The sequence below is a fragment of the Pseudomonas sp. WS 5059 genome (assembly GCF_012985525.1).
In the GTDB taxonomy this organism is placed as follows: Bacteria; Pseudomonadota; Gammaproteobacteria; order Pseudomonadales; family Pseudomonadaceae; genus Aquipseudomonas.
The window spans coordinates 589,856-614,692 of record NZ_JAAQWO010000001.1 but is presented as its reverse complement, the minus strand read 5'-3'; the positions used below and the strand labels follow the sequence as shown (position 1 = coordinate 614,692).

The 24,837-nt window shown below is 61.4% G+C and carries 19 protein-coding genes; 11 read left to right on the top strand and 8 right to left on the bottom strand.

The annotated features are described in order from the left end of the window. Positions 1 to 6 precede the first annotated feature (6 nt). Positions 7 to 1,098, top strand: coding sequence for a GNAT family N-acetyltransferase/peptidase C39 family protein (locus HBO12_RS02685; protein WP_170041354.1), 1,092 nt, complete (start codon positions 7 to 9; stop codon positions 1,096 to 1,098). Here the strand turns inward: HBO12_RS02685 and sfnG are convergent. Continuing rightward, complete coding sequence (gene sfnG, locus HBO12_RS02680; RefSeq protein WP_170041353.1) at positions 1,087 to 2,199, bottom strand: dimethylsulfone monooxygenase SfnG; 1,113 nt, start codon at positions 2,197 to 2,199, stop codon at positions 1,087 to 1,089. The genes HBO12_RS02685 and sfnG overlap by 12 nt on opposite strands. 273 nt (positions 2,200 to 2,472) lie before the next feature. Between sfnG and HBO12_RS02675 the strand changes: the two genes are divergently transcribed. Further along, the gene (locus tag HBO12_RS02675; RefSeq protein ID WP_029291538.1) at positions 2,473 to 3,252 is read left to right on the top strand and encodes a TSUP family transporter; all 780 of its coding nucleotides are present in this window, start codon (positions 2,473 to 2,475) and stop codon (positions 3,250 to 3,252) included. Here HBO12_RS02675 and nudC read toward each other — a convergent pair. The 4 genes from nudC to HBO12_RS02655 all read right to left on the bottom strand — a co-directional run bounded on the left by nudC (position 3,220) and on the right by HBO12_RS02655 (position 7,129). After that, on the bottom strand, positions 3,220 to 4,053 hold the full coding sequence (nudC, locus tag HBO12_RS02670; protein WP_169951847.1) for an NAD(+) diphosphatase: 834 nt from the start codon (positions 4,051 to 4,053) through the stop codon (positions 3,220 to 3,222). The genes HBO12_RS02675 and nudC overlap by 33 nt on opposite strands. Positions 4,054 to 4,059: 6 nt before the next feature. Then, on the bottom strand, positions 4,060 to 4,872 hold the full coding sequence (locus HBO12_RS02665) for a crotonase/enoyl-CoA hydratase family protein (RefSeq protein WP_170041352.1): 813 nt from the start codon (positions 4,870 to 4,872) through the stop codon (positions 4,060 to 4,062). A 255-nt stretch (positions 4,873 to 5,127) separates the two neighbouring features. Further along, the gene (locus HBO12_RS02660) at positions 5,128 to 6,423 is read right to left on the bottom strand and encodes an ATP-binding protein (protein ID WP_169951851.1); all 1,296 of its coding nucleotides are present in this window, start codon (positions 6,421 to 6,423) and stop codon (positions 5,128 to 5,130) included. Between the two features lie 4 nt (positions 6,424 to 6,427). Next, positions 6,428 to 7,129, bottom strand: a complete 702-nt coding sequence (locus tag HBO12_RS02655; RefSeq protein WP_169951853.1) for a response regulator — start codon at positions 7,127 to 7,129, stop codon at positions 6,428 to 6,430. A gap of 198 nt (positions 7,130 to 7,327) precedes the next feature. Here HBO12_RS02655 and HBO12_RS02650 point away from each other — a divergent pair, with 198 nt between their 5' ends. From HBO12_RS02650 to HBO12_RS02635, 4 genes are all read left to right on the top strand, one after another. Continuing rightward, the gene (locus HBO12_RS02650; protein WP_170041351.1) at positions 7,328 to 8,485 is read left to right on the top strand and encodes an efflux RND transporter periplasmic adaptor subunit; all 1,158 of its coding nucleotides are present in this window, start codon (positions 7,328 to 7,330) and stop codon (positions 8,483 to 8,485) included. Positions 8,486 to 8,503: 18 nt separating this feature from the next. Further along, entirely contained in the window at positions 8,504 to 11,596 is a 3,093-nt protein-coding gene (locus tag HBO12_RS02645) for an efflux RND transporter permease subunit (RefSeq protein ID WP_170041350.1), read from the top strand. Positions 11,597 to 11,677: 81 nt separating this feature from the next. Beyond that, entirely contained in the window at positions 11,678 to 12,319 is a 642-nt protein-coding gene (locus tag HBO12_RS02640) for a DUF1345 domain-containing protein (RefSeq protein WP_170041349.1), read from the top strand. 184 nt (positions 12,320 to 12,503) lie between these two features. Then, positions 12,504 to 12,965: a hypothetical protein gene (locus HBO12_RS02635; protein WP_170041348.1), complete on the top strand. Its 462-nt coding sequence runs from the start codon at positions 12,504 to 12,506 to the stop codon at positions 12,963 to 12,965. A gap of 64 nt (positions 12,966 to 13,029) precedes the next feature. On the opposite strand, the gene HBO12_RS02630 is transcribed toward HBO12_RS02635, so the two are convergent. From HBO12_RS02630 to HBO12_RS02620, 3 genes are all read right to left on the bottom strand, one after another. Next, entirely contained in the window at positions 13,030 to 15,294 is a 2,265-nt protein-coding gene (locus tag HBO12_RS02630; protein ID WP_170041347.1) for an autotransporter outer membrane beta-barrel domain-containing protein, read from the bottom strand. A 260-nt stretch (positions 15,295 to 15,554) separates the two neighbouring features. Then, complete coding sequence (locus tag HBO12_RS02625) at positions 15,555 to 17,573, bottom strand: hypothetical protein (protein WP_170041346.1); 2,019 nt, start codon at positions 17,571 to 17,573, stop codon at positions 15,555 to 15,557. A 195-nt stretch (positions 17,574 to 17,768) separates the two neighbouring features. Beyond that, positions 17,769 to 19,001, bottom strand: coding sequence for a hypothetical protein (locus HBO12_RS02620; protein WP_170041345.1), 1,233 nt, complete (start codon positions 18,999 to 19,001; stop codon positions 17,769 to 17,771). 265 nt (positions 19,002 to 19,266) lie between these two features. On the opposite strand from HBO12_RS02620, the gene HBO12_RS02615 reads away from it, so the two are divergent. The 5 genes from HBO12_RS02615 (at position 19,267) to HBO12_RS02595 (ending at position 24,402) form a co-directional block, all read left to right on the top strand. Next, positions 19,267 to 20,286: a substrate-binding domain-containing protein gene (locus HBO12_RS02615; RefSeq protein ID WP_170041344.1), complete on the top strand. Its 1,020-nt coding sequence runs from the start codon at positions 19,267 to 19,269 to the stop codon at positions 20,284 to 20,286. Between the two features lie 64 nt (positions 20,287 to 20,350). After that, positions 20,351 to 21,133 (top strand): sugar phosphate isomerase/epimerase family protein, encoded by a 783-nt coding sequence (locus tag HBO12_RS02610; RefSeq protein WP_170041343.1) that lies wholly within the window; start codon positions 20,351 to 20,353, stop codon positions 21,131 to 21,133. Continuing rightward, complete coding sequence (locus HBO12_RS02605; protein WP_170041342.1) at positions 21,126 to 22,070, top strand: sugar kinase; 945 nt, start codon at positions 21,126 to 21,128, stop codon at positions 22,068 to 22,070. Before HBO12_RS02610 ends, HBO12_RS02605 begins: the two co-directional genes overlap by 8 nt. A 59-nt stretch (positions 22,071 to 22,129) precedes the next feature. Continuing rightward, on the top strand, positions 22,130 to 23,425 hold the full coding sequence (locus tag HBO12_RS02600; RefSeq protein ID WP_169951876.1) for an MFS transporter: 1,296 nt from the start codon (positions 22,130 to 22,132) through the stop codon (positions 23,423 to 23,425). Next, positions 23,425 to 24,402, top strand: coding sequence for a 2-hydroxyacid dehydrogenase (locus tag HBO12_RS02595; protein WP_170041341.1), 978 nt, complete (start codon positions 23,425 to 23,427; stop codon positions 24,400 to 24,402). The genes HBO12_RS02600 and HBO12_RS02595 overlap by 1 nt, the downstream gene beginning before the upstream one ends. Positions 24,403 to 24,837: the final 435 nt, after the last annotated feature.

The window sequence follows — 24,837 nt, the reverse complement described above, 5'->3', positions numbered from 1 at the left end:
GGTTATATGACTCTTTCCTTTCGCGTTGCAACCCTCGAAGACTTGCCAGCATTGGTAACGTTGGAGCAGCACTGTTTCACCACTGACCGGCTGTCTGCCCGCAGTTTCCAGTGGATGATCAGCCGTGCCCACGCGCAGTTGCTGGTGGCCGAAAATGCCGGGCAATTGGTCGGTTATGCCCTGGTGCTGTTCCATCGCGGCACCTCGTTGGCGCGCCTGTACTCCCTGGCCATTGCCGCGCCGGCCCGGGGCATGGGCCTGGGCCGGCAGTTGCTGGCGCGCATCGAAGCCTGCGCCGTGGCCCACGACTGTGCGTACCTGCGCCTTGAGGTGCGCACCGATAACCCAGGCGCCATCGCGTTGTATGAGCGCGCTGGCTACCGGCGTTTTGCCCTGATTAACGACTATTACGCCGACCATACCGACGCCCTGCGCCTGGAAAAACGCATCCTCCAGCCCGCGCACGCCCGCGCCTTGAGTGTCCCCTACTATCAGCAGACCACTGACTTTACCTGCGGCGCCGCCTGTTTGCTGATGGCCATGGGTGCCCTGTTACCTGGGCGTGAGTCACTGCGCCGCGAAGAACTGCAGATCTGGCGCGAAGCAACCACCGTGTTCATGACCGCCGGCCACGGCGGTTGCAGCCCCCAGGGCCTGGCCCTGGCCGCGTGGCGCCGGGGGTTTGCTGTACGCATGCAGGTCAACGTGCGTGGGCCGCTGTTTCTCGATGGCGTGCGCAACCTGCATAAAAAAGAGGTGATGCGCCTGGTGCATGAGGGATTCGCGGATGAGTTGGCCCGCAGTAATGTGCAGCAGGTATTTGGCGGTGCGCTGGACCTGCCGCAGGTCCTGGACGACGGCGGTCAGCCGCTGGTGCTGATCAGCAGTTACCGGCTGACGCGCTCCAAGTCACCGCATTGGGTGATCGTGACCGACTGCGATCAAGAGTTTGTCTACCTGCATGATCCCGACGTGGACCATAGCCAGCACCGCCAGCCCATGGACTGCCAGCACCTGCCGGTCAGCCATGGGGAGTTCGAGCGGATGTGCCGCTTTGGCAACAACCAACTGCGTGCGGCGGTGGTGCTATACCGGTAACGCCGTCGCCCTGGCGCTGCCGGCCGCCGCAGCCTTGGCTTCCAGCTCGCGCACCAGGGGCAGCACGCGCTGGCCAAAATACGCCACCTCCTCCTGAAAATGCAGGAAGCCCGCCAGCACCAGGTCCACCCCCACCGCCTTGAGCGCGACGATGCGCTCGGCGATCTGCCGGGGCGTGCCGATCAGGTTGGTCTTGAAACCGTCGTTGTACTGCACCAGGTCAGCGAAGCTGGACTTGGCCCAGTTGCCCTCACCTTCGGGAGACGCCTTGCCTGCTTGCCTGGCCGCATCACCAAAGGCGTTGACCGCGTCCGGGTCGGCCTTGTCGATGATTTCGGCCAACACCGCCTGGGCTTCTTCTTCGGTGTCACGGGCGATCACAAACGCGTTGACCCCGATCTTGACCGAATGGTTATTGGCGGCGGCCTTGGCCCGGATGTCATCGACCTGGGCCTTGATCCCCTGCGGCGTATTGCCGTTGGTGAAATACCAGTCCGACACCCGCGCCGCCATATCCCGTGCCGCACGGGAGCTGCCACCCTGGAAAATCTCCGGGTGCGGTTGCCCCAGGGGCTTGGGCTTGAGGGTGTAATTGTTGAAGCGGTAGAAATCACCCTTGAAGGTAAAGTCATCCTGGGTCCAGATACCCTTCAGGGCACGGATGAATTCTTCGGAGCGCCGATAGCGCTCGTCATGCTCCAGCCAGTGCTCGCCAATGGCCTGGAACTCGCCCTTGAACCAGCCGCTGACGATGTTCACCGCCACCCGGCCATCGGTCAGTTGATCGATGGTGGCCAGCTGCTTGGCCGCCAACGCCGGCTGCCAGGGGCCCGGCAGGATCGCCGCGATCACCTTCAGTTTGCGGGTGGCGGCCAGCAGCGCGTGGCTGAAGGCCACGGATTCATGCTGGTATTCGGCACCGTAGCCGGCGGTGAAGCGGATTTGCGTCAAGGCGTACTCAAACCCTGCCTCCTCGGCCAGTTGGGCCAGCTTGCGGTTGTAGTCGATGCCCCAGTCGGTACGTTGTTCGACCTTGCTGACCACCAGGCCACCACTGACATTGGGCACCCAATAGGCAAATTTCACGGCTTGCTGAGTCATGGCTCGGTACCTCGCACACAAAGATTGTGCAAGTGGTGGAGCAGCAAGCGTGCCAGTGTGGGCCAAGCCACGTGGCACGGGCGTTTGGCCCCTGCGAGCCTGGGCCGGGCAATGTTGCCTTGGTGGATGGTTTGTTGGATCACTGTTGCTGGCACAACACCTACCGCACCTGCGCGGGTGTGTCGCAACAGTCGCCCTGACAATCGGTTATAGGTAAGCTATCGGACTTTCGCGCAGCCCCTTTCTGCGCCTCGCCGAAAATAAGTCGCCTCCATGCCTTTTGAACTCAGCGTTGACCTCACCACCCTGGCCATCCTCGCCGTGGTTGCCTTTATTGCCGGTTTTATCGACGCCATTGCCGGCGGTGGCGGCTTGCTCACCACCCCGGCCCTGCTCACCGCCGGCATGCCGCCCCACCTGGTGCTGGGCACCAACAAACTGAGTTCGACCTTCGGCTCGGCCACCGCCAGCTTTACCTTCTACCGGCGCAAGCTGTTCCACCCGCGCCAATGGGTGCATGCCATCGTCGGCACGCTGGTCGGCGCGCTGGTTGGGGCCGTCGTTGCCCATTACTTGCCCGCCGAGTGGCTGAACAAGATGCTGCCGGTGATCGTCTTTGCCTGCGGCATCTACCTGTTGTTTGGCGGCACGCCCAAGGCGCCGCTGGACGCCGATGCGCCGATCAAGAAGAAATGGCAGTCGACCCAAGGCTTCGGCCTGGGTTTCTATGATGGTGTGGCGGGGCCCGGCACTGGGGCGTTCTGGACCGTCAGCACGCTGCTGATGTACCCGGTGGACCTGGTCAAGGCCAGCGGCGTGGCGCGCAGCATGAACTTCGTCAGCAACGCGGCGGCGTTGTCGGTGTTTATCTTCAACGGTTCGGTGGACTGGATTGTCGGCCTGAGCATGGGCCTGTCGGTGATGGTGGGCGCGTTCTTTGGCGCTCGCAGTGCCATCAGCGGCGGCGCCAAATTCATTCGCCCGGTGTTTATCACCGTGGTCCTCGGCCTGACCGTGCGCCTAGCCTGGCAGCACTGGTTCAGCGTGGCCTAGACGGCGCGCCACATACAGGTCGATGAGGTAGCGGGCAATCGAGCGCGAGGCCGGCAGCGGCGGCAACTGGTGGATGTTGAACCACTGCGCATCTTCAATCTCATCGGCCTGGGGCACGATCTCGCCCCCGGCGTACTCGGCGTGAAAGCCCAGCATCATGGAATGGGGGAACGGCCAGCACTGGCTGCCCACGTACTGGATGTTCTGCACTTCAACCTGCACTTCCTCGCGCACTTCGCGGATCAGGCAGTCTTCGGCAGACTCCCCGGGCTCGGCAAACCCGGCCAGGGTGCTGTAGACCCCAGTGACGAAACGCGGCGAACGGGCCAGCAGAATCTCATCGCCACGGGTGATCAGCACAATCATGCTCGGTGAAATACGCGGGTAACTGCGCAGGTCGCACGCCTTGCAGAACATCGCGCGCTCGCGGGGCACCTGCACCATCGCCTGCCCGCAACTGCCGCAAAAGCGGTGCTCGCGGGCCCAGGTGCCGATTTGTGCGGCATAGCCCAGGACTTTGTACAGGCGGTGATCGCCTTGCAGCATAAACGCCCGCAAGCCTTGCCAGCGGCAACCTGGCACGTCGCCGGGGCTGTTCAGCTCCAGCAGATACACAGGCTCGCCGTCCAGATGGCCAATGCCATGCTCGGCCAATACTGGCAGGTCCTGGCGCTTGAGCCACTCCCGGGGAAACAGCGGCCCGTTGTCATCCACCAAAAAGCCTTCGCGGCTGCGGGCCACAGCCCAGCCACCGGGGGCGTCGTTATCCAGCAGCGTTGTGGTAATCCAGCCTGGGGTCATGTTCAGTCAATCCACGAATTCGGGTTTCTGCTTACTCATATGGGCCGCAATGGCCACGCGCAGGTCGTTGGATTGCAACATAGCAGCGTTCCAGGTGGCAACGTATTCCAGGCCGTCGTTGATGCTGTGGTCACGCATGTAGCTGATCATGGCCTTGGTGCCGGTCACGGCAATCGGCGATTTGGCGGCGATTTGCGCGGCAAGGTCCATCACCCCGGCCAGCAGGCTTGCTTGGTCGGCAAAGGTCCGGTTGACCAGGCCGATGCTGCGCGCTTCTTCGGCGCCAAAGGTGCGCCCGGTGTAGGCCAGTTCGCGCAGCATGCCGTCGCCGATGATGCGTGGCAGGCGTTGCAGGGTGCCGACGTCGGCGGCCATGCCGATGTCGATTTCCTTGATCGAGAATTGCGCATCGTCAGCGGCGTAACGCATGTCGCAGGCGCTGATCAGGTCGATGGCGCCGCCGATGCAGTAGCCCTGGATCGCCGCCAGCACCGGCTTGCGGCAGTTATCCACGGCGTTGAACGAGGCTTGCAGTTGCAGGATCTTGCGCCGCAGCAGGCGCGCATTGCGCCCCACGTCCTTGCCAAACTCATTGGCCACCGAGGCCAGCATCATCAGGTCGATGCCCGAGGAAAAGTGCTTGCCCGCACCACTCAACACCACTGCGCGCACCGCGTCGGTGTCGTCGATCCATTGGAAAATCTCGATGATTTCGCTCCAGAACGCCGCGTTCATGGCGTTGATTTTTTCTGGGCGATTGATCTGCACATGGGCGACGTTGCCGTGGAGTTCGACGACAAAGGCTTGGTATTCGGACATGGCAGTGATCCTTGGCTGGCGGCTGATAAGGGCCGAACTATAGCAAGGGTGCGTCAGGGGCGGTAAGGCTGCGCATATGCCAAAAGCAGGACTGCAGAAAAACACCCATCCATGTGGCAGCGGGCTTGTGTGGGAGCGGGCTTGCTCGCGAAAGCAGTGGGTCAGTCAACATCAATGTTCGCTGGGCCGACGTCTTCGCGGCGATGCGGCGATCCGACAAGCCCGCTCCCACACAAGCCCACTCTAGACAGACAGTCAGGTAGGCAGCCACAGCCGTAGGCGCGCGCCACCCAGTGGCGAGGCCTGGGCGGTGAGTGTGCCGCCCTGTGCTTCGACGGCCCGGCGGCTGATCGCCAGGCCCAGGCCGAAGCCACCGGTGGCGCGGTCGCGGCTGCGGTCCAGGCGGTAGAACGGTTCGAAAATCCGCGCACGTTGCTCTTCGGGGATGCCGATGCCGTCGTCATCCACCCAGATTTCGCAGCCCTTGGCGCAGACCTTGACGCCAATCTGGATGCGCCGCTCGCAATAGCGCATGGCATTGCGCAGCAGGTTTTGCAGGGCGCGGGCGGTGAGGCGTGGGTCGAGGGTAAAACGCTCCACGGCGCAGTCCAGCACCACATCAATCACAATCTCGGGGTTCTCCAGTTCGTCGTCGATGCTGCCCAGGATGCTGTCGATAAACTCATCCAGCACCACTTCCACCCGCTCGGGCAGTTGTGCCGGGTTTTGCAGGCGGCTGTAGGACAGCAGTTCCAGCACCAACTCATCCAGCTCGCGGATGTGCGCCACCAGGCCTTGCAGGCGTTCGCGGCTGGCGGCCGGTTGGTCTTCGGACAGCGCCAGGGCCAGGCCGAAGTCCAGGCGGGTCAGCGGGGTACGCAGTTCGTGGGACACGGCGTTGAGCAAGTCACGCTGCTGGTTGAGCAGGTGTTCGATGTCATTGGCCATGGTGTCGAACACCGCCGCCAGGCTGCCGATGTTGGAGCTGGGCGGAATGTGTGTGCGTTCTTCCAGATGACCACGGCCCAGTTGCGCGGCTGTGGCCTTGAGGCGTTCCAGGTCGCGCCAGTGCGGGCGCAGCCACAGCAACAGGCCCCCCAGCAGCGCCGCGCCGATCAGTACGTTCATGGTCCAGTACAGCAGGTTCATGTCCAGCGGGTCGGGCGGGATGGTCAGCTTGACCGCCAATTGGTCATTGAGCGGCGAGCTGATTTCTTCCATCCAGCCCCACTCCCCCAGGCGGATGACCGGTTTGCCCTGCTCCAGCAACCGCTCCTCGGCCGGCGTATAGCGGGCATCCTGGCGATGCAGCAATTGCACCTTCAAGGGCGCAAAGTCCCGGGCCAACTGGTCGGTGACCTCGGACCAGCGCTCCACCGGCCGGCTGTGGTACTGACGCACGATCAGGCTCTGCAAGCCCCGGGATTGCTCGAGGTTGTAGTTCATGTAGCGATGATGGAAGACCTCGATGATGCCCATGGGAATCAGGTAGATCGCCGCGCTGTAGGTCACGATGGTCAGCAGGTAGAGACGGATCAGGAGCCGGAACATGCTGTCAGCATTCCCACTCGGAACGGCTGAACAGGTAACCCTTGCCCCACACCGTCTTGATCTTGCGCGCCTCGCCGGCATGGTCGTCGAACTTGCGCCGCAGCTTGGAAATGGCCACATCCACCGAGCGGTCGGTGCCGTTGAACTCGATGCCCCGCAGGCGCTGCAGGATCTGGTCGCGGCTGAGCACTTCACCGGCATGCCGGGCCAGCACCACCAACAGGTTGTATTCACCGCTGGACAGCTCCACCGCCTGGCCGCGCCAGGTCACGGCGCGCTCCGACAGGTCGATGCACAGGTTGCCCATAATGATCTGGTCATTGGCCGCCTGTGGCTCGCTGAGGCTGCTGCGGCGCAACAGAGTGCGCACCCGGGCCAGCAGCACCCGTGGCTCGCAGGGCTTGGTCACGTAGTCATCGGCGCCCATCTCCAGGCCCAGCACCTGGTCATGGCTGTCATCGCGGGCGGTGAGCATCAGGATCGGCAGGCCGGCCGAGTCGGCGCGCAGCAGGCGGCAGACTTGCAGGCCATCCAGGCCCGGCAGCATCAGGTCAAGGATCACCAGGTCCGGCGGGTTGAGCCTGGCCCGCTCGCGTACGTGGTCGCCACGGCTGAGCACATTGACGTGATAGCCATTGCGTTCAAGGTAACTGGCAATCAGCTCGGACAGCGCGGCGTCGTCTTCGACCAGGAGGATGTTGGGCATGGTGCTTCCAAATAATACAGTTTCACATTAGATCGTCATTGATCAGAAGAGCTTGTTAGGATCCACGGCCGTAAAGGATATACGCAGGCGCCTCGGCGTGCGCCGTACCTTACATTTCTTCACACACCACCTACACAGCTTCACAGCACCGAGCCGGGGGTGTCCGTAGGATGCGCCAGTCAATATTGGGATAAGAGCATGTCAAAGAATCTGTTTGCGCCGTTTTGCCTGCTGGCACTGACGTTGGCCCTGGGTGCCTGTGGCAACTCTGCGGACGACGCCCCGCAAATGCCCCTGGCCAAGGTACGGATCGAAACCCTCGAAGCCAAACCCCTGTCCATCAGCAGCGAGCTGAGCGGACGGATTGCCGCGCCACGCATTGCCGAAGTGCGCGCACGGGTCGCAGGCGTGGTATTGCAACGGGTGTTCAACGAAGGCCATGACGTCAAACAGGGCGACGTGCTGTTCCGTATTGACCCGGCGCCGTTCAAGGCCGACCTCGACAGTGCCCAGGCCAGCCTGCGCAAGGCTGAGGCCAATGCCTTCCAGGCGCGTCTGCAAGAGCAGCGCTATAGCCAGCTAGTCGAAGGCAATGCCATCAGCGCCCAGGACTACGACAACGCCCGCGCCGCCGCCCGGCAAACGGCCGCTGAGGTCGCGGCCAACCAGGCAGCAGTGCAGCGTGCCAAGCTCAACCTCGGCTATGCCACCGTCACCGCGCCGATCTCCGGGCGTATCGGCCGTGCGCTAGTGACCGAAGGCGCGCTGGTGGGCCAGAACGAAGCCACGCCCATGGCCGTGATCCAGCAGTTGGACCCGATCCACGCCGACCTCACCCAGTCCACCCGCGAACTCAATGACCTGCGCCGCGCCTTCCGCGCCGGGCATTTGAAGCAAGTGGGCCAAAACCAGGCCAAGGCCACGCTGATTCAGGATGACGGCAGCCTCTACCCGCTGCCGGGCAAGTTGCTGTTCGCGGAAATCTCCGTAGACCCCGGCACCGGGCAGATCATCCTGCGCAGCGAATTCCCCAACCCGGACCTCGACCTGTTGCCCGGCAGCTTTATCCGTGTGCGCCTGGAGCAGGCCGTCGACCAGCAAGGCCTGAGCGTGCCGCAGCGCGCAATCACCCGCGACAGCGCCGGTATCCCCATGGTGTTGCTGGTGGATGCCGAGCAGAACGTCAGCCAGCAACCGGTGGAATTGGGCGCAGCGGTCAATGATCGTTGGGTGGTCAACAGCGGCTTGAAGGCCGGGGACCGCATCATCGTCGAAGGCCTGCAACATGCACGCCCCGGTGAAAAAGTCGAAGTGGATGCCAGCACCGCGCCTGTCGCCCAGGCAACCGGCCAGTAATCATAGGGATCAGAGACAATGCCGCAGTTCTTTATTGACCGCCCGATCTTCGCCTGGGTGGTCGCCCTGTTTATCCTGCTGGCCGGCGCCCTCGCCATCCCGCAGTTGCCCGTGGCGCAGTACCCCAACGTCGCGCCACCGAAAGTGGAAATCTATGCGACGTACCCCGGTGCGTCGGCGCAGACCCTGGACGAAAGCGTGGTCAGCCTGATCGAGCAGGAGCTCAACGGGGCCGACCACCTGTTGTATTTCGAATCCCAGAGCAGCCTCGGCTCGGCCACCATCACCGCGACCTTCCAGCCGGGAACCAACCCGGAAATGGCCCAGGTCGATGTGCAGAACCGCCTCAAGGCCGTAGAGCCGCGCCTGCCGCAAGCGGTGACCCAGCAAGGCCTGCAGGTGGAAAAAGTGTCTGCCGGCTTCCTGCTGTTGGTAACCCTGACCTCCAGTGACGGCAAGCTCGACGACGTGGCGCTCAGCGACTACCTGGCGCGCAACGTGATGAACGAGCTCAAGCGCCTGGACGGTGTGGGCAAGGCGCAACTGTATGGCGCCGAGCGGGCGATGCGGATCTGGATCGATCCGCAGAAACTCATTGGTTTCAACCTGACCCCGGCCGACGTCAACGCCGCGATTACCGCGCAGAACGCCCAGGTTTCGGCCGGCAGCATCGGTGATTTGCCAGGCACCAATACCCAGGAAATCACCGCGTCGATTCTGGTCAAGGGCCAGCTCTCCACGCCCGCCGAATTTGCCGACATTGTGCTCAAGGCCAACCCGGACGGTTCCACCGTGCGCATTGGCGACGTCGCGCGGGTCGAGGTCGGCAGCCAGGAGTACCAGTTCTCCACGCGGTTGAACGGCAAGCCTTCCACCGCCGTCAGCGTGCAGCTGTCGCCCGGCGCCAATGCCTTGAGCACCGCGACCCTGGTGCGGGAGAAGATGGATGAGCTGTCGCGCTACTTCCCGGCCAACGTCGAGTACAAGATCCCGTACGACACCTCGCCGTTCGTCAAGGTCTCGATCACCAAGGTGGTCTACACCCTGCTGGAGGCGATGGCGCTGGTGTTTGCGGTGATGTTCCTGTTCCTGCAGAACATCCGCTACACCCTGATCCCGACGCTGGTGGTGCCGATTGCACTGATGGGCACCTTCGCCACGATGCTGTTACTGGGTTTCTCGATCAACGTGCTGACCATGTTCGGCATGGTGCTGGCCATCGGCATCCTGATGGACGATGCGATTGTGGTGGTGGAGAACGTCGAGCGGATCATGGTCACTGAGGGCCTTTCGCCCAAGGAAGCCACACGCAAGGCCATGGGCCAGATTACCGGGGCGATCATCGGCATTACCCTGGTGCTGGTGGCGGTGTTCCTGCCGATGGCGTTCATGCCAGGCTCGGTGGGGGTGATCTACCAGCAGTTCTCGCTGTCGATGGCCACCTCGATCCTGTTCTCGGCGTTTCTTGCCCTGTCCTTGACCCCGGCCCTGTGCGCCACGTTGCTCAAGCCAATTGCCAAGGGCGAGCACCATGCCAAGGGCGGGTTCTTTGGTTGGTTCAACCGGCGCTTTGAACAACTGACCGACCGCTACGAAGGCTGGGTTGCCTATGCCCTCAAGCGCAGCGGCCGCTACCTGCTGATCTACCTGGTCCTGCTGGTAGGCCTGGGCTTCCTGTTCAGCCGCCTGCCCGCCTCGTTCCTGCCGGTGGAGGACCAGGGGTATACGATCACGGATATCCAGTTGCCGCCAGGCGCGAGCAAGAACCGTACGGTGCTGGTGGCCGAGCAGATCGAGGCGCACAACGCCACCGAGCCGGGCGTTGGTGATACGACGATGATCATGGGCTTCAGCTTCTCCGGCTCCGGGCAGAACGCGGCGCTGGCGTTTACCACGCTCAAGGACTGGTCCGAGCGCAGCAGCGACGATTCGGCGGCCTCGATTGCCGATCGCGCCAACATGGCCTTTACCGAACTCAAGGATGCGATGGCCTATGCCGTGCTGCCGCCACCGGTGGACGGCCTGGGCACCTCCAGCGGCTTTGAGATCCGTTTGCAGGACCGTGGCGGCGTGGGCCATGCCGCGTTGATGGCGGCGCGTACCGAGCTGCTGGCGGCGGCGGAAAAAAGCCCGATCCTGGCCAATGTGCGCGAAAGCGCCCTGGCCGAGGCGCCGCAAGTGCAGTTGGAGGTGGACCGCAAGCGGGCCAACGCCCTGGGCGTGTCGTTTGCCGATGTGGGCAATATCCTGTCCTCGGCCGTTGGCTCGGCCTATATCAACGACTTCCCCAACCAGGGCCGCATGCAGCGCGTGGTGGTGCAGGCCGAAGGCGACCAGCGCAGCCAGGTCGAAGACCTGATGAAGATCCATGTGCGCAACAACGCCGGGAAAATGGTGCCGCTGTCGGCGTTTGTCCAAGCGCGCTGGGTCCAGGGCCCGGCGCAGTTGACCCGTTACAACGGCTATCCGGCCATCGCTATTTCGGGTGAAGCTTCACCGGGTCATAGCACTGGCGAGGCAATGGAAGAAATCCAGCGTCTGGTCAGCCAATTGCCCGCGGGCCTGGGCCAGGAATGGACCGGGTTGTCGTTGCAGGAGCGCTTGTCGGGTTCCCAGGCGCCGCTGCTGCTGATGCTGTCGCTGCTGGTGGTGTTCCTGTGCCTGGCAGCGCTGTATGAAAGCTGGTCGATCCCCACTTCGGTGCTGCTGGTGGTGCCACTGGGGGTATTGGGCGCGGTCATGGCGGTGTCACTGCGCGGCATGCCCAACGATGTGTTCTTCAAGGTCGGCCTGATCACGATCATCGGGCTGTCAGCGAAAAACGCGATCCTGATCATCGAGTTTGCCAAGGACTTGTATGACCAGGGCGAAGACTTGGTCGAGGCGACATTGAAGGCTGCTCGCTTGCGTCTGCGACCGATCATCATGACTTCGCTGGCGTTTATTCTGGGCGTGGTGCCGTTGGCCATTGCCACCGGCGCCAGTTCGGCGAGCCAGCAGGCGATTGGTACTGGGGTGATCGGCGGGATGATCACTGCGACGCTGGCGGTGGTGTTTGTGCCGGTGTTCTTTGTGGTCGTCATGAAACTGGTGCGCAAACGCAAAGATTGATACCCCCCCTGTAGGGGCCGGCAAGCCGGCTCCTACGGGAATAGGCTATGGTGCTCACATGTCCTGTGTCTGTGAGCCATCATGCCTTTTCTCGCCCGTACCCACCCTCGCCTGTCCGCTGCCGCCGTCCTGGGACTGGCAATCGGCATCCTGGCGCCCGTCGACTCAATCCTCAGCAAAATCCTGATCGGCTGGAACGTCGGGGTCTGGACCTACCTGGTGCTGATGCTGCGCCTGACCATCCGTGCCAAGGCCGAAGACGTCAAGCGCATCGCCGAGGTCGAGGACGAGAACGCCGGCCTGGTGTTATTTATGGTGTGCATTGCGGCGATTGCGAGCCTGGCCACCATTGCGGTTGGCCTGGCCGGCAGCAAGGGCCTGGATACGACCGAACGCCTGTTGCATTACGGTTTTACCGGGGTGACGGTGATTGGTTCGTGGTTGCTGATCGGGGTAATTTTCAGCGTGCATTACGCCCGCCTCTATTACACCTGGGAGGGCAAGGAACCGGCGCTGCGCTTTGCCGAAGGGCTACTGACCCCCAACTACTGGGACTTCCTGTACTTCTCCTTCACCATCGGCGTTGCCGTGCAGACCTCCGATGTGGGGGTGGCTACCCGGGCCATGCGCAAAGTGGTGTTGGGGCAATCGTTGATCGGTTTTTTGTTCAATACGGCGATCCTGGGTTTTTCGATCAACATCGCGGCGGGGTTGTTCGGTTAGTCTAAGTGCCAAAGAGTATTAACAGCGGCGTGCTTAGATTGTCATTAGATCATTCATAAGTCGTTGTCTTCGTATACTGTTAGTTCTGACAGTTTACAGCGCAGGTGCGGTGCTATTTCATGACTCAGACAGAGCCGTCAACATCTCTGTTACTCGCACAATCATCAGCGATGGAGAAGCGATCATGACCGAACAAGCGCAACAGTTGACCCCCGAGCAAAAAAAATTGCTTTACCCCAGGTTCCTTCTTGCAACTGGCACATTCGATGCACGTATCGATAATATACCGCTCCACTTTCAGACCTTGAAACTGCTGCATGACCCTATAGAAGCCATGTACCGCCTTAATGCGCGACATGCTGATAACTCAATCACAGTGAAAAAAATCACGATTGGGCTGCCCAACACCGTTCGTCAGGGGCAGGTACTGGATCTGAGTAAGTGGCAGACCAATGAGGTTAGTGTCTGGTATGCCATTGAGGGCACTCCGAATCCTAACTCCATGCGGTGTTCCACAGGAACTTTGATCGTTAATCGCTTGCAAGCAGGCACTGTCAAGTTCGGCGGTGAATTGAACGGTACCACCGATCCGGATGAAAACGGCAACAGGCATACAATACAAGTCGACTTTGATCTAACCAGTTGATCGCTTATGCAAGAGAAAAAAACGCCCGTATCCTTCGATACGGGCGTTAATAAGCGTCCTGTTTTTACCAGCTGTAACGCATACCTACGTTGGCGCCCCAAGGCTGCTCGACCCGGCCACCACTGCTGTGCTCAAGGTCAGCGTGCAGTTGCAGGTTCTGCGACAACTTCACCGCAACCCCTGCGCCGAACTCAGTGCGTGAGCCTGACAGGTCGTTGTTGAACACATTGTTGTTCACCTTGACCTTATTGTTGTTGGCAAACTCATGCACCATCGCTGCCCGCAGGTACGGCTGGACGACACTGCCACTGTCGAGTTGGATATCACGCCCAATCGTCGCGCCGGCCTTGGCCATGATCGAGCGGGTGCGCTCGCCATCGGCGTGCAGGCCATTGTCCAGGTTGTAATTGGCACCCTGGATGACCACGGTGGACAATTGTGCATACGGTTCGACGAAGTAGCCGTCATCGAGCTTGATGTTGCGCCCGAACTCTGCCGACAGACCGCCACCGGTGTTGGCGTACTTGCCCTTGGACTTGGTACCGTCGCTCATGCCGACCTTGGACTCGTTGTTGAAGCGGTTGAGCTTGGCCACGGCGTCAAAGTACAGGCCACTTTCCTCATCCAGCCAGGTGGCATAGGCACCCACGTAGTAGCTTTTCACGGTGCCGGACGTACCGCGCTTGAGGTTCAGGTCCGAGGTACTGTGGCCGGCCATCACACCTACCAGCCACTGGCTATCGGCCAACGGCATGTCGGCACCCAGGGTGAAGCCTTGCTGGTTCTGGTCATAGCCCACACCGGTGCTCTCGGCCACCTTGTACTTATTGCCGTAACCGCGCATCCACACACCCGCCTGACCAGGCTCGAAACGCAGCTCGCCCATGCGCGTACGCAATGAGGTCGCCTCGCCGTACCAGACGGTCGGTGCGGTGTTGAACAGCGCCATCACCGAGCGGGTGGACGGGCTGATCACACGGTTTTCCGGGTCGAGGAACCAGTCGGTGCCGTCCTTTTTCAGGCCGTAGGAGTAGGCGCCCACGTCGACGAAATCATTGGCCAGGGAGAACTGCGCGTCCCCGCCTTCGGTGTGCACGATACGAATCGCTTCAGGGTTGAGCGGCTCCACGCCAGTGGCCTCAAGCAGCAGGCTGTGGTTGCCGTTGGCTTGGCCATTGATATTCAGGAAGTCGGTGATACCCCGGGCAAAATCGGTGCCCATGACAAAGGTGCCGTTACCGTCGAGGCTGTCCAGGTCCAACTGATAGAACGCGTCGCTGTCGCCGAACTTCACCGTACCGCCGGCCAGGTTCAAGGCACCCACCTGGCTGTCGCCGGTCAATTCCCAGTAGGACTGGTCACCGATGTTCAGGCTGCTGACATTGTGCAACTGGCCCGTCAGCCCGGCGTTGTTGTCGAGGTTCAGGTGCGCGGTGCTGCCGTCCTCGACAATGATATTGCCGTTCAAGCGGCTGTTGTCGACGTTCATGCTCGCCTGGGCGCCGCCGTTGACTTCCAGCAACGTGCCATTGCCGCCGCTCAGGGTCGAACCATTGCGCACGTCGATTTCAACGTCCATCGGCTCGCCAGGCTCACCTTCGACAACAATGGCCGAGCCGCTGCGGCCTTCGACGCTGGAATTGTCCAGCACCAGCTTGCCGGCAGTGGTGCTGCCAAGGTTGTTGGTGAACAGCACGCCATTCTTGCCGCCAATGATGCTGCTCTGACTGGCAGTCGCCGTTGCACCATCAAGCAACACGCCATAGCTGTCGGCGCCAGTGCCTTCGACCACGGTGTTCTGGTTGAAATGCAACTCGGCGTTGCCGTTGGCTATTGCGCCACCCTTTACACCGCGGATGATGCTGTTGAACACCTGGGCAATGCCGCCCGTTTGCGAGTTGAAGCTCTGGAACGCTTGCAGGCCGACAACGGTGTTGCTGGTGATGGAGCTGTCACGAATGATGGCTGTGCTGTCATCCAGGCGCACCGCGCCCCATGTCGAGTTGTTGGAATTGACCGTGGCACCGTTAAGGCTGACAGAGGAGCCCTGTGTCGCGCGGATATCCTCGATCAGGCTGCCGGAATTGACATTCAGCGTCGAATCGTTGGCCAGGATATGGCCCGCACGGGCGCCGTTCATGGTCAGCTCGGACTTTTGATCGAGCTGCCAGTGATTTGTCGGTTCATCGGCGCCAATGACCTTGGACTCGCCAATCAGATGGCCGGCTTGCACATTGGTTTGCACTGCCGCAAACAGCAGGACAGTCATGGCTGGGACTTTCATCATCTTGCTCAAGGGTTTGAGCTCGAAGTTAATGGGTGCTGACATCGGGTTCACTCTCTGGGGGTAGAGCCACTAAAAACGGCTTGGCTCGTTCCCCGCGGAATGAGGCCTCACCTGTACAGCGCAGAGGTTACGTAGTGAACATACCGACGACTGTAGGACTAATCTGAACAAGCAGTGTTAATCGGCAGCGCAGACGCATGGAAAGTTGCGCCCCCGGCAGACACAACCGTCTAAACGCGCCAATCCAAGGCTTGCAGACGCACAAAAGGGAAGCCAGGCTTCCCTTTTGTGCTTGCAGCGGTTTATTGACTTATCAGAGTGGTTCCCAGGCTAGCCGGTACGCCATCACAGAATGAGTCAGGGTTGGAGAATACCGTGTATACCTCGGCCAGCTCGCCGCGACCGAGTCCCCCACCTGCCACGCCCGTGGTGTAGGTGACCTCGCACGGCCCAAACGCCACTTGAGCCAGGAACGGACGGTAGATGATATCTACATCAATACCGTTGGCCACCTCGGCAGCGGTCAAGGGCGGGGTTGTAATAGTCAGTGTAAATGGCCCTGACGGATGCCCTGGGCGTTCGCTGGTAATGGTGATCGTAACATCCACGGTATTGCCCACTACCAGTCTTGCATCGCCCGGGATCAACACAGTGGCAGCCAGTACCGGTGGCGAGCCAGGCTGGATTTGTACCAGCGACTGACAGTTCCATTCACCAAACACGAGGCGCTCATACCTTGCAGGTGCCAGTTCCACCGTCACGGCATCGATCACATTGACCATGGTCACGGGCGATGGGTTTTCATTGGTGGTGCCGGGGCCAATCACAGAGTAGCTGACCGGTTGCATATTGTTGCCGTGGCGCGCCACTACGTCCCAGGGAATGGTAAACGTCGCGTCGGCGCCGGGAACTGTAGTGCTTAAAGGGAACGGCCCGACACGCTCTCTGGAGGTGCCCCAATACAGGTAAAACTCATTAGCTGCATGAGGCAGCGCCGCAATGATCCAAAGGGGGATCACAATAGTGACAGGCAGGTTCGCATCCCCAATGCGCAGGGTGTTCAACTCGTTGGAGTTGGCACCAAACACTTGCGGCGGGTTCAGCCCGGGGTTCACATCGCCTGGCTCCAGTGTGCCCGGCAGGACCGGCCCTTCGACCGACAAATCGAGCTGCAGGGTTTTATCTGGCGAGATGAAGAACACACCGTTGCGCTCGATCCGGTAACGCACATTTACCGTCTGCGGGCCCAGAGTCGCGGTATAGGCGGCCTTGATTGCGTCATTCATATTATTGAACACCACCGGGAAACCAGTGAGTTCGGTAGTTTGCGGGCCAAAGGGCTCGGCTTCCCATTGCGTCTCGAACTTGTCCAGCCCGGTCACGAAATTAACATACTGCTCAATATGCAGATCGATCCCTTGTACATAGTCCGCAATGCTGAGCAGGTCATCAGTGCTGCCATTACGAGGGGCAGGCGCAAGTGGCAGGAACGGCGCCAATGGCACGGGATCGGCCAACAACGAAACCGTACGAAACTCATTGAACGACGGGCGACTGACGTTCCCTGCACGGTCCCTGATGGTGTAGAAAAAGTAATAGAGCCCACTCAAGGTGATCAGGCTGGCTGGCAGGAAAAAAGTGCTCGACGCAGGTGGCGGCAGCATAGGCACACCTGGGCCACTGACCAAATACTCGGGCCGAGGGTCCATGACCGGGCTGTAGTACACGTCAATTTCGTCCCCCGCTTCAAACCGTCCGGGCTGCGGCCCGAAACTGTTTGCCAGGATACGCACCTCCACGCCGCCCTGGTTGATCAGGAAAGCATTGTTGATAACCGTACCCGGCGGGGCATTGACTAACACTGGAGCGGTCGGCTGTTCACGGGACGCCGCTACGGCGTAGGGCGCAATGAGGTCAACCCGGAATGCGGCGGGGTTGGACTCATCCATCGCAGGACCCGGTACACCACCGGCATTACGGTATTGCGTGACTTTGAGTTCATAAAAGCCATGGGCGAACTCAAACTCGGGAGCCGGAGCAGGAACAAATCTATCGATTATTGCCGGCACGGGGTTCAAGTTGATCTGGAAGGGGGGCACGAAGGTGGTCCAACTGGGCACCGTATCTGTGGTTCTGCGAATTTCGACACTCAGCCAGTCGGTGCGCAATGAAATCAGCCCGGTTCGCAGTTGAAGGGTTATACCCGCCCGTGCAACGGCTACCGGGATGAGCCCGGATGCATCATCCAATGCTTCTGCAATCGTGGGGGCATCAATAACGAACGGCGCTGGTGTAATGGTGACGTCAGGGTTGCTGCTCATATCAGTCTCTCCTTAGTACTTAATGTAGGCGTCGCACAAACACTCATTAGGTGGCCAAGCCGCCATCGCCCGATACTTGAGTGATTGCCTGGTGACTGAAATCGCAGCAACACTCTCTCCAGCACGTAAAACACGCGGCCAAACAAACCACCTTTCGAATTACCCATCTGTTGTTAAAGCAAACGTGTAGGGTGTTCAGTCCTCGGGGCCATTGCCGTCAATCCAGCAATAAATAGGCGTGGGCGGTGGCGGTGAGGTGGGCACCACGCGGTCGAACTCCACATAGCGCGAAGAAGAACGGCCGATCACCACGCCGCCCCTGGACACCGTGTAACTGGCCTCGCCGCCGGCGTTTTTTTTCAGGGGCCGAATCACGCGCTCGACATCGAGAATCCAGAAGGTATAGCCCGCCGCATCGGCGACCCCATCCCAATAATGCGTGAGGGTTTCCACGATATTGGGGTCCGGATCGACATCCGGGTACTTGCCATACCCCTGGAACCGCAGCGTGATCAGGTCGCCAGCGTGTATGTCGGCGTGAGGCGCGACATACACCTCGACTCCCAACCAGATCGGCGGTTGGGTGCTGCAGGTCAGGAAACGGTTTGGATGCGACTCCGACTGCGGGAAACTGGGCCGAGGGTACCTGGATGGCGGCTGGCCGGTTTGCAGGCCCACTTGCGCCACCTGTGAAAACAGCGGATTAACGTTGCCTGCGCGGTCTTTCAGGCGATAGAAGCAGAAGATCCAGAGCGCCCCCGGGAAACTGCGGAACACGGCGCTGGGCACATCCACGAATATACGGCCGGTGGCGCTGGTCAGCGGCGCTGAAACCAGGGTAGGCGCGCCGGTTGGCAAGGTGTTCATATCTGAAAAATACATCAACACCTGATCACCCACCTCACGATCCAGATAGTCCTTGGGGATTTCCATGGGCACCTGGGGGTTGGCAATCAGGTAGGCCTCGGTGATCGGATCGATGGGAAAAATGGCCGGTGGCAGCAACGCCCCCCCACCGGGCGCATCGCGGTCGATCCTGATGGTCACAACCTCGGAGGCATCAACGCTGGGGCTGTTCGGCGTGCGGTTATGGATGCGAAACCGCAGATCAACAATTGCACTGTTGAGCAGGAATGCCTGAGGTATCTGCACGGCGTAGGGAAAGTCGGCAGGCGTCATCGGGTTAGGCAGCAAAATCGGCGGCGTATCCAAGGGCCGGGCACCGCGAACGCTCCACTCGAACACCAGATACTGATCTCTGCCCGGACCGGGTAAAAACGCCCAGGGCGTCGGAATCTCAAGCTGCAGATCAGCGAAATAAAACTGTGCCGGCAGCAACCCGTCAGGCAGCGCGTCGACGACGATAGGCGCCTCAATCACCAGGATGCCGCCTGGGCCATTGGATTGGCCAGCATTGTGGGTGCTCATCAAAACCTCCCATCACCTAGACACGCGCCAGGGCGTCGATGGATCACGGCGCTTGCGGCTCAGTTGGGATAATTGAACACCTCCAGCAGTGCTGCGGATACTGTCAGAACTAACAGGTCGGCTCGCCGCTCGTCGGTTTCACGCAGCCGGTTTTGGCAGTGTTCCAGCAAAGATTTTCTTGACGAAAGGGGCTGGCTGGTGTTTTCTGAAACCGGTTTCAATGCCCAGCGCACTGCCACCTCACACTAATAAGAAAGGCCCCGCCGTGACTTCATTCTCCGCCGCCCAACGCAGCCGCGTGACCATGCTTGATGTAGCCGAACGCGCCGGCGTCTCCAAGGCCAGCGTGTCGCGTTTTATCGGCGAAGACCGCGCCCTGCTCTCCGACGCCATCGCCCTGCGCATCGAGCAGGCCATCGATGAATTGGGCTACCGCCCCAACCAGATGGCCCGTGGCCTGAAACGTGGGCGCACGCGCCTGATCGGCATGCTGGTGGCCGATATCCGCAACCCCTATTCGATTGCCGTGATGCATGGCGTGGAAACCGCCTGCCGCCAGCACGGCTACAGCCTGGTGGTGTGCAACACCGACCGCGATGACGAGCAGGAGCGCAAGCACCTGGCAGCCCTGCGCGCCTATAACATCGAAGGCTTGATCGTGAACACCCTGGGCCATCACCTCGAACAACTGCTGGAACTGCAACGGGAAATGCCCCTGGTGCTGGTGGACCGCAAGGTCGACGCCCTGCACAGCGACCTGGTAGGCCTGGACAACCCACTGGCCGTGGGCATGGCGCTGGACCACCTGGAACACCAGGGCTACCGGGATATCTTGCTGGTCAGCGAGGCGGCCGATGGCACCAGTTCGCGGGTTGAGCGTATGGAGAGTTTCCAGGCCCAGATCCGTCGTCGCAAAAAAATGCGCGGCGCCGTATTGGAAATAGACCGCGACCTGCCCCACCGCTTGCAGACGTTTCTTGGCGCAGGCCAAGCCGGGCCCAAAGCGTTGTTCTGTGCCAACGGCATTGCCGCGCTGGCCTGTACCAAAGCCCTGCGCGAGCTGGGTTGCCGATTGTTCGAGGACGTGGGCTTGCTCGCCCTGGATGATCTGGACTGGTACCCGCTGGTGGGCAGCGGCATCACCGCCCTGGCCCAGCCGACCGAAGCCATTGGCGCCAGTGCTTTTGAGTGCTTGCTCAAGCGCTTGCGCGGCGATACCGCGCCGACCCGTTCGGTGGATTTTGCCCCGCAACTGATCGTCCGAGGCTCAACCCAACCCGTGTAGGCATAACCGCCTGCACGAGCATTTTTTTATCTTCAAATGAAACCGGTTTCAGAGATCAACAACAATGCACAGATACCCCGTTTCCATCAGCCTTTCCAGCTACGGCGCCGACCTGGTCCGCCAGCGCGGCCAACTGAGTTTTGTCGACCTGCTGGCCGCCGCTGGCGCCACGCGCATTGAATGGCGTGAAGAACTGCTGACCACCGAACAGCCCGCTGAACTGGCGCAAGCCGCCGCAGCGCAAGGCCTGGAGTGTGTATTTTCCTCGCCCCTGGAACTGTGGGTGGCCGGGCGGGCGCAAGCCAACGCCGAGCTTGCTGCCACCCTCGACCGCGCCCAGGCGTTCGGTGCGCGCTGGTTGAAGGTGTCCCTCGGTTACTTCACCGACACCAACGACCTGCACAGCCTCAGCGCCTTGCTCAATCGCCACCCGGTGCGCTTGCTGGTGGAAAACGACCAGACCCTGCACGGCGGGCGCATCGAGCCGCTGCAACGTTTCTTCGATGAAGCCGAACGCCTGGCGGTACCGGTGAAAATGACCTTCGATATCGGCAACTGGCACTGGCAGGACCAATCGGCGCGCACCGCTGCGCGCCTGCTGGGCCGCCATGTCGACTACCTGCACTGCAAGGCCGTAGAGCGTCGCGCCGACGGCAAGCTGGTGGCGTTGCCGCCGGGCACCGCCGACCTGCATCTGTGGGAACAATTGCTGCAACTGATGCCCCAAGGTATCAGCCGCGCGGTGGAATTCCCGCTGCAAGGCGCAGACCTGGTGGCGGTCACCACCGTGCAAGTCGCCGCCCTCACCCACCTTGGCCAACCGCGTGTGGAGAATGCCCATGTCTGAGATCGATATCCTCTCGTTCGGCGAGACCATGGCGATGTTCGTCGCCGAACAAACCGGTGACCTGGCCCAGGTCGGTCACTTTGAAAAACGCATTGCCGGCGCCGACAGCAATGTGGCGATCGGCTTGTCGCGCCTGGGCTTCAATGTGGCTTGGCTGAGCCGTGTGGGGGATGATTCATTGGGCCGCTTTGTGGTCGATACCCTAGAAAGCGAAGGCCTGGATTGCCGGCATGTGGCGGTCGATCCGGCGCACCCCACCGGTTTTCAGCTCAAGTCGCGGGAAGAGCGCGGCGACGATCCCAAGGTCGAGTATTTCCGTCGTGGCTCGGCGGCCAGTCACCTGTCCAGCGCCGTGATCACTCCACAGTTGCTAAAAGCACGGCACCTGCACGCCACCGGGATTCCGCCAGCATTGTCGGACGCCACCGCCGAGCTGTCGCGCGAGTTGATGAGCCAGATGCGCGCGGCAGGCCGCAGTGTGTCGTTCGACCCTAACCTGCGCCCGTCACTTTGGCCCAGCGAGCAGAAAATGATCCGCGAAATCAACGCCCTGGCCTGCCTAGCCCACTGGGTGTTGCCGGGGCTGAGCGAAGGTCGCCTGCTGACCGGCTTCGAAGACCCGGCGGATATTGCCGCCTTCTACCTCGACCAGGGTGTGGAAGCGGTGGCGATCAAGCTCGGGCCCCACGGCGCCTACTACCGTAGCCATCTGGACCAAGGGTTTGTCGCCGCGGTGCCGGTGGCCAAGGTGGTGGACACAGTGGGCGCCGGTGATGGTTTTGCCGTGGGCATGATCAGCGCCCTCCTCGAAAACCTCAGCTTTGCCCAGGCGGTGCAGCGCGCCAACTGGATCGGCAGCCGCGCAGTACAGAGTCGTGGCGATATGGAAGGCCTGCCCATGCGCGCCGACCTGCCAGCCCTGCAAAAGGCCGGCTGACCCCCGGCGCTAAACCCGTTACCTGTTGCCACAACTACAACAAGCTCAGGAGCAAACCCATGACGACCAAACTCGCCACCCGCCGCTGGTGGTACATCATGCCCATCGTGTTCATCACCTACAGCCTGGCGTACCTGGACCGCGCCAACTATGGCTTCGCCGCCGCCTCCGGGATGGCCGAAGACCTGATGATCACCCCGGGCATGTCCTCGCTGCTCGGCGCGCTGTTCTTCCTCGGCTACTTCTTCTTCCAGGTGCCGGGGGCGATCTATGCCCAACGGCGCAGCGTCAAGAAACTGATTTTTGTCAGTCTGATCCTCTGGGGCGGCCTGGCCACGCTGACCGGCATCGTGTCCAACGCCTACATGCTGATCGCCATCCGCTTCCTGCTCGGGGTGGTCGAGGCCGCCGTGATGCCGGCGATGCTGGTGTACCTGTGCCATTGGTTCACCCGTGCCGAACGCTCGCGGGCCAATACCTTCCTGATCCTCGGCAACCCGGTGACCATGCTGTGGATGTCGGTGGTGTCCGGCTACCTGGTGCAGCATTACAGCTGGCGCTGGATGTTTATCATCGAAGGCCTGCCGGCGGTGTTCTGGGCCTTTATCTGGTGGCGCCTGGCCGATGAGCGCCCAGCCGATGCCAAGTGGCTGAACGCCGGCGAGAAGCACGACCTGGAAACCGCCCTGGCCGCCGAGCAGGTTGGGCTCAAGGCGGTGAAAAACTACGCCGAAGCGTTCCGCTCGCCACAGGTGATCATCCTCGCGCTGCAATTCTTTTGCTGGAGCATCGGCGTGTACGGCTTTGTGCTGTGGCTGCCGTCGATCCTTAAGGCCGGCTTGCAGATGGACATGGTCGAAGCCGGCTGGCTTTCGGCGTTGCCGTACCTGGCGGCGGTGATTGGCATGCTCGTGGTGTCCTGGGGCTCGGACAAGCTGCAAAAGCGTAAACGTTTCGTGTGGCCACCGCTGCTGATCGCTTCCGTGGCGTTTTATGGCTCCTACCTGCTGGGGGCCGAGCATTTCTGGTGGTCCTACACCCTGCTGGTGATTGCTGGCGCCTGCATGTATGCGCCCTACGGGCCGTTTTTTGCGATCGTCCCGGAAATCCTCCCGGCCAACGTTGCCGGGGGCGCCATGGCGCTGATCAACAGCATGGGCGCGCTGGGTTCGTTTGGCGGTTCGTACCTGGTGGGCTATCTCAACAGCAGCACCGGCTCGCCCGGTGCGTCCTACCTGCTGATGAGCGGCGCGTTGCTGCTGTCGGTGGTACTGACGATTTTTCTCAAGACCGGTGCCCGTGAGCCGTCCCCGGCAGCACCGTTGCACTCCCTGGATTTGAAGGTAAGAACCTGATGAAAAAACATGTCGTGCTGTACAAAAAACTCTCCGCGCCGCTGATGGCCCGCCTGCACGAGGCGGCCACCGTGACCCTGATCGAAAGCCTCGACGCCACGGGCCTGGCGCAACTGCGTGAGGCATTGCCCACCGCCCACGGCCTACTGGGCGCCAGCTTGCGCCTGGATGCGCAACTGCTGGACCTGGCGCCGCGCCTGGAGGCAGTGGCCAGTGTTTCGGTGGGCGTCGATAACTACGACATCGACTACCTGACCCAACGCGGCATTTTGCTCAGCAACACCCCGGATGTACTCACCGAAACCACCGCCGACACCGGCTTTGCCCTGATCCTCGCCACCGCCCGGCGCGTGGTGGAGCTGGCCAACATGGTGCGCGCCGGCAACTGGAACCAGAACATCGGCCCGTTGCACTTTGGCAGCGATGTACACGGCAAGACCCTGGGCATCATTGGCATGGGGCGCATTGGTGAAGCTCTGGCACAGCGCGGGCATTTTGGCTTTGGCATGCCGGTGATCTATCACAGCCACTCCCCCAAGCCTGCGGTGGAACAGCGCTTCGGCGCGCAATACCGCAGCTTGCCCGACCTGTTGCAGCAAGCCGACTTTGTATGCCTGACCTTGCCGTTGACCGCCGAGACCCAGGGGCTGATTGGCGCCAGGGAATTCGCGCTCATGGGCCCGGAGACGATCTTTATCAACATCTCCCGGGGCAAGGTGGTGGACGAGGCGGCGCTGGTAGAAGCGCTGCAACAGCGTACGATCCGCGCGGCGGGGCTGGATGTGTTCGAGCGTGAACCGTTGAACCATGACTCGCCGCTACTGCGCTTGAACAATGTGGTGGCGACGCCGCACATCGGCTCTGCCACCCATGAAACGCGGGAAGCGATGGCGCGGTGTGCCGTGGATAATCTGCTGGCGGCACTGGCGGGAGAACGACCGAAAAACCTGGTCAATCCCGGCGTATGGAAAGCCTGACAGCTCGACCAAATGGCGTGTGCCAGCCACCGCCATCGCGGGCAAGCCCGCTCCTACAGGGGATCTTCATCGGGGCAAAAGTCTGGGCCACACCACCAATCAAGTGTAGGAGCTGGCTTGCCTGCGATAGCGGTATGCCAGCCACCGCAAACAGTGGCTGAGCCACCGCCATCGCGGGCAAGCCCGCTCCCACAGGGGATGTTCGTCAGGGCAGAAGTCTGGGCCACACCACCAATCACGTGTAGGAGCTGGCTTGCCTGCGATAGCGGTATGCCAGCCACCGCAAACAGTGGCTGAGCCACCGCCATCGCGGGCAAGCCCGCTCCTACAGGGGATCTTCATCGGGGCAGAAGTCTGGGCCACACCACCAATCACGTGTAGGAGCTGGCTTGCCTGCGATAGCGGTATGCCAGCCACCGCAAACAGTGGCTGAGC

Coding starts and splice junctions, on each gene's coding strand:
- HBO12_RS02685 (WP_170041354.1), top strand. CDS start 7: ATGACTCTTTCCTTTCGCGTTGCAACCCTCGAAGACTTGCCAGCATTG.
- sfnG (WP_170041353.1), bottom strand. CDS start 2,199: ATGACTCAGCAAGCCGTGAAATTTGCCTATTGGGTGCCCAATGTCAGT.
- HBO12_RS02675 (WP_029291538.1), top strand. CDS start 2,473: ATGCCTTTTGAACTCAGCGTTGACCTCACCACCCTGGCCATCCTCGCC.
- nudC (WP_169951847.1), bottom strand. CDS start 4,053: ATGACCCCAGGCTGGATTACCACAACGCTGCTGGATAACGACGCCCCC.
- HBO12_RS02665 (WP_170041352.1), bottom strand. CDS start 4,872: ATGTCCGAATACCAAGCCTTTGTCGTCGAACTCCACGGCAACGTCGCC.
- HBO12_RS02660 (WP_169951851.1), bottom strand. CDS start 6,423: ATGTTCCGGCTCCTGATCCGTCTCTACCTGCTGACCATCGTGACCTAC.
- HBO12_RS02655 (WP_169951853.1), bottom strand. CDS start 7,129: ATGCCCAACATCCTCCTGGTCGAAGACGACGCCGCGCTGTCCGAGCTG.
- HBO12_RS02650 (WP_170041351.1), top strand. CDS start 7,328: ATGTCAAAGAATCTGTTTGCGCCGTTTTGCCTGCTGGCACTGACGTTG.
- HBO12_RS02645 (WP_170041350.1), top strand. CDS start 8,504: ATGCCGCAGTTCTTTATTGACCGCCCGATCTTCGCCTGGGTGGTCGCC.
- HBO12_RS02640 (WP_170041349.1), top strand. CDS start 11,678: ATGCCTTTTCTCGCCCGTACCCACCCTCGCCTGTCCGCTGCCGCCGTC.
- HBO12_RS02635 (WP_170041348.1), top strand. CDS start 12,504: ATGACCGAACAAGCGCAACAGTTGACCCCCGAGCAAAAAAAATTGCTT.
- HBO12_RS02630 (WP_170041347.1), bottom strand. CDS start 15,294: ATGTCAGCACCCATTAACTTCGAGCTCAAACCCTTGAGCAAGATGATG.
- HBO12_RS02625 (WP_170041346.1), bottom strand. CDS start 17,573: ATGAGCAGCAACCCTGACGTCACCATTACACCAGCGCCGTTCGTTATT.
- HBO12_RS02620 (WP_170041345.1), bottom strand. CDS start 19,001: ATGAGCACCCACAATGCTGGCCAATCCAATGGCCCAGGCGGCATCCTG.
- HBO12_RS02610 (WP_170041343.1), top strand. CDS start 20,351: ATGCACAGATACCCCGTTTCCATCAGCCTTTCCAGCTACGGCGCCGAC.
- HBO12_RS02605 (WP_170041342.1), top strand. CDS start 21,126: ATGTCTGAGATCGATATCCTCTCGTTCGGCGAGACCATGGCGATGTTC.
- HBO12_RS02600 (WP_169951876.1), top strand. CDS start 22,130: ATGACGACCAAACTCGCCACCCGCCGCTGGTGGTACATCATGCCCATC.
- HBO12_RS02595 (WP_170041341.1), top strand. CDS start 23,425: ATGAAAAAACATGTCGTGCTGTACAAAAAACTCTCCGCGCCGCTGATG.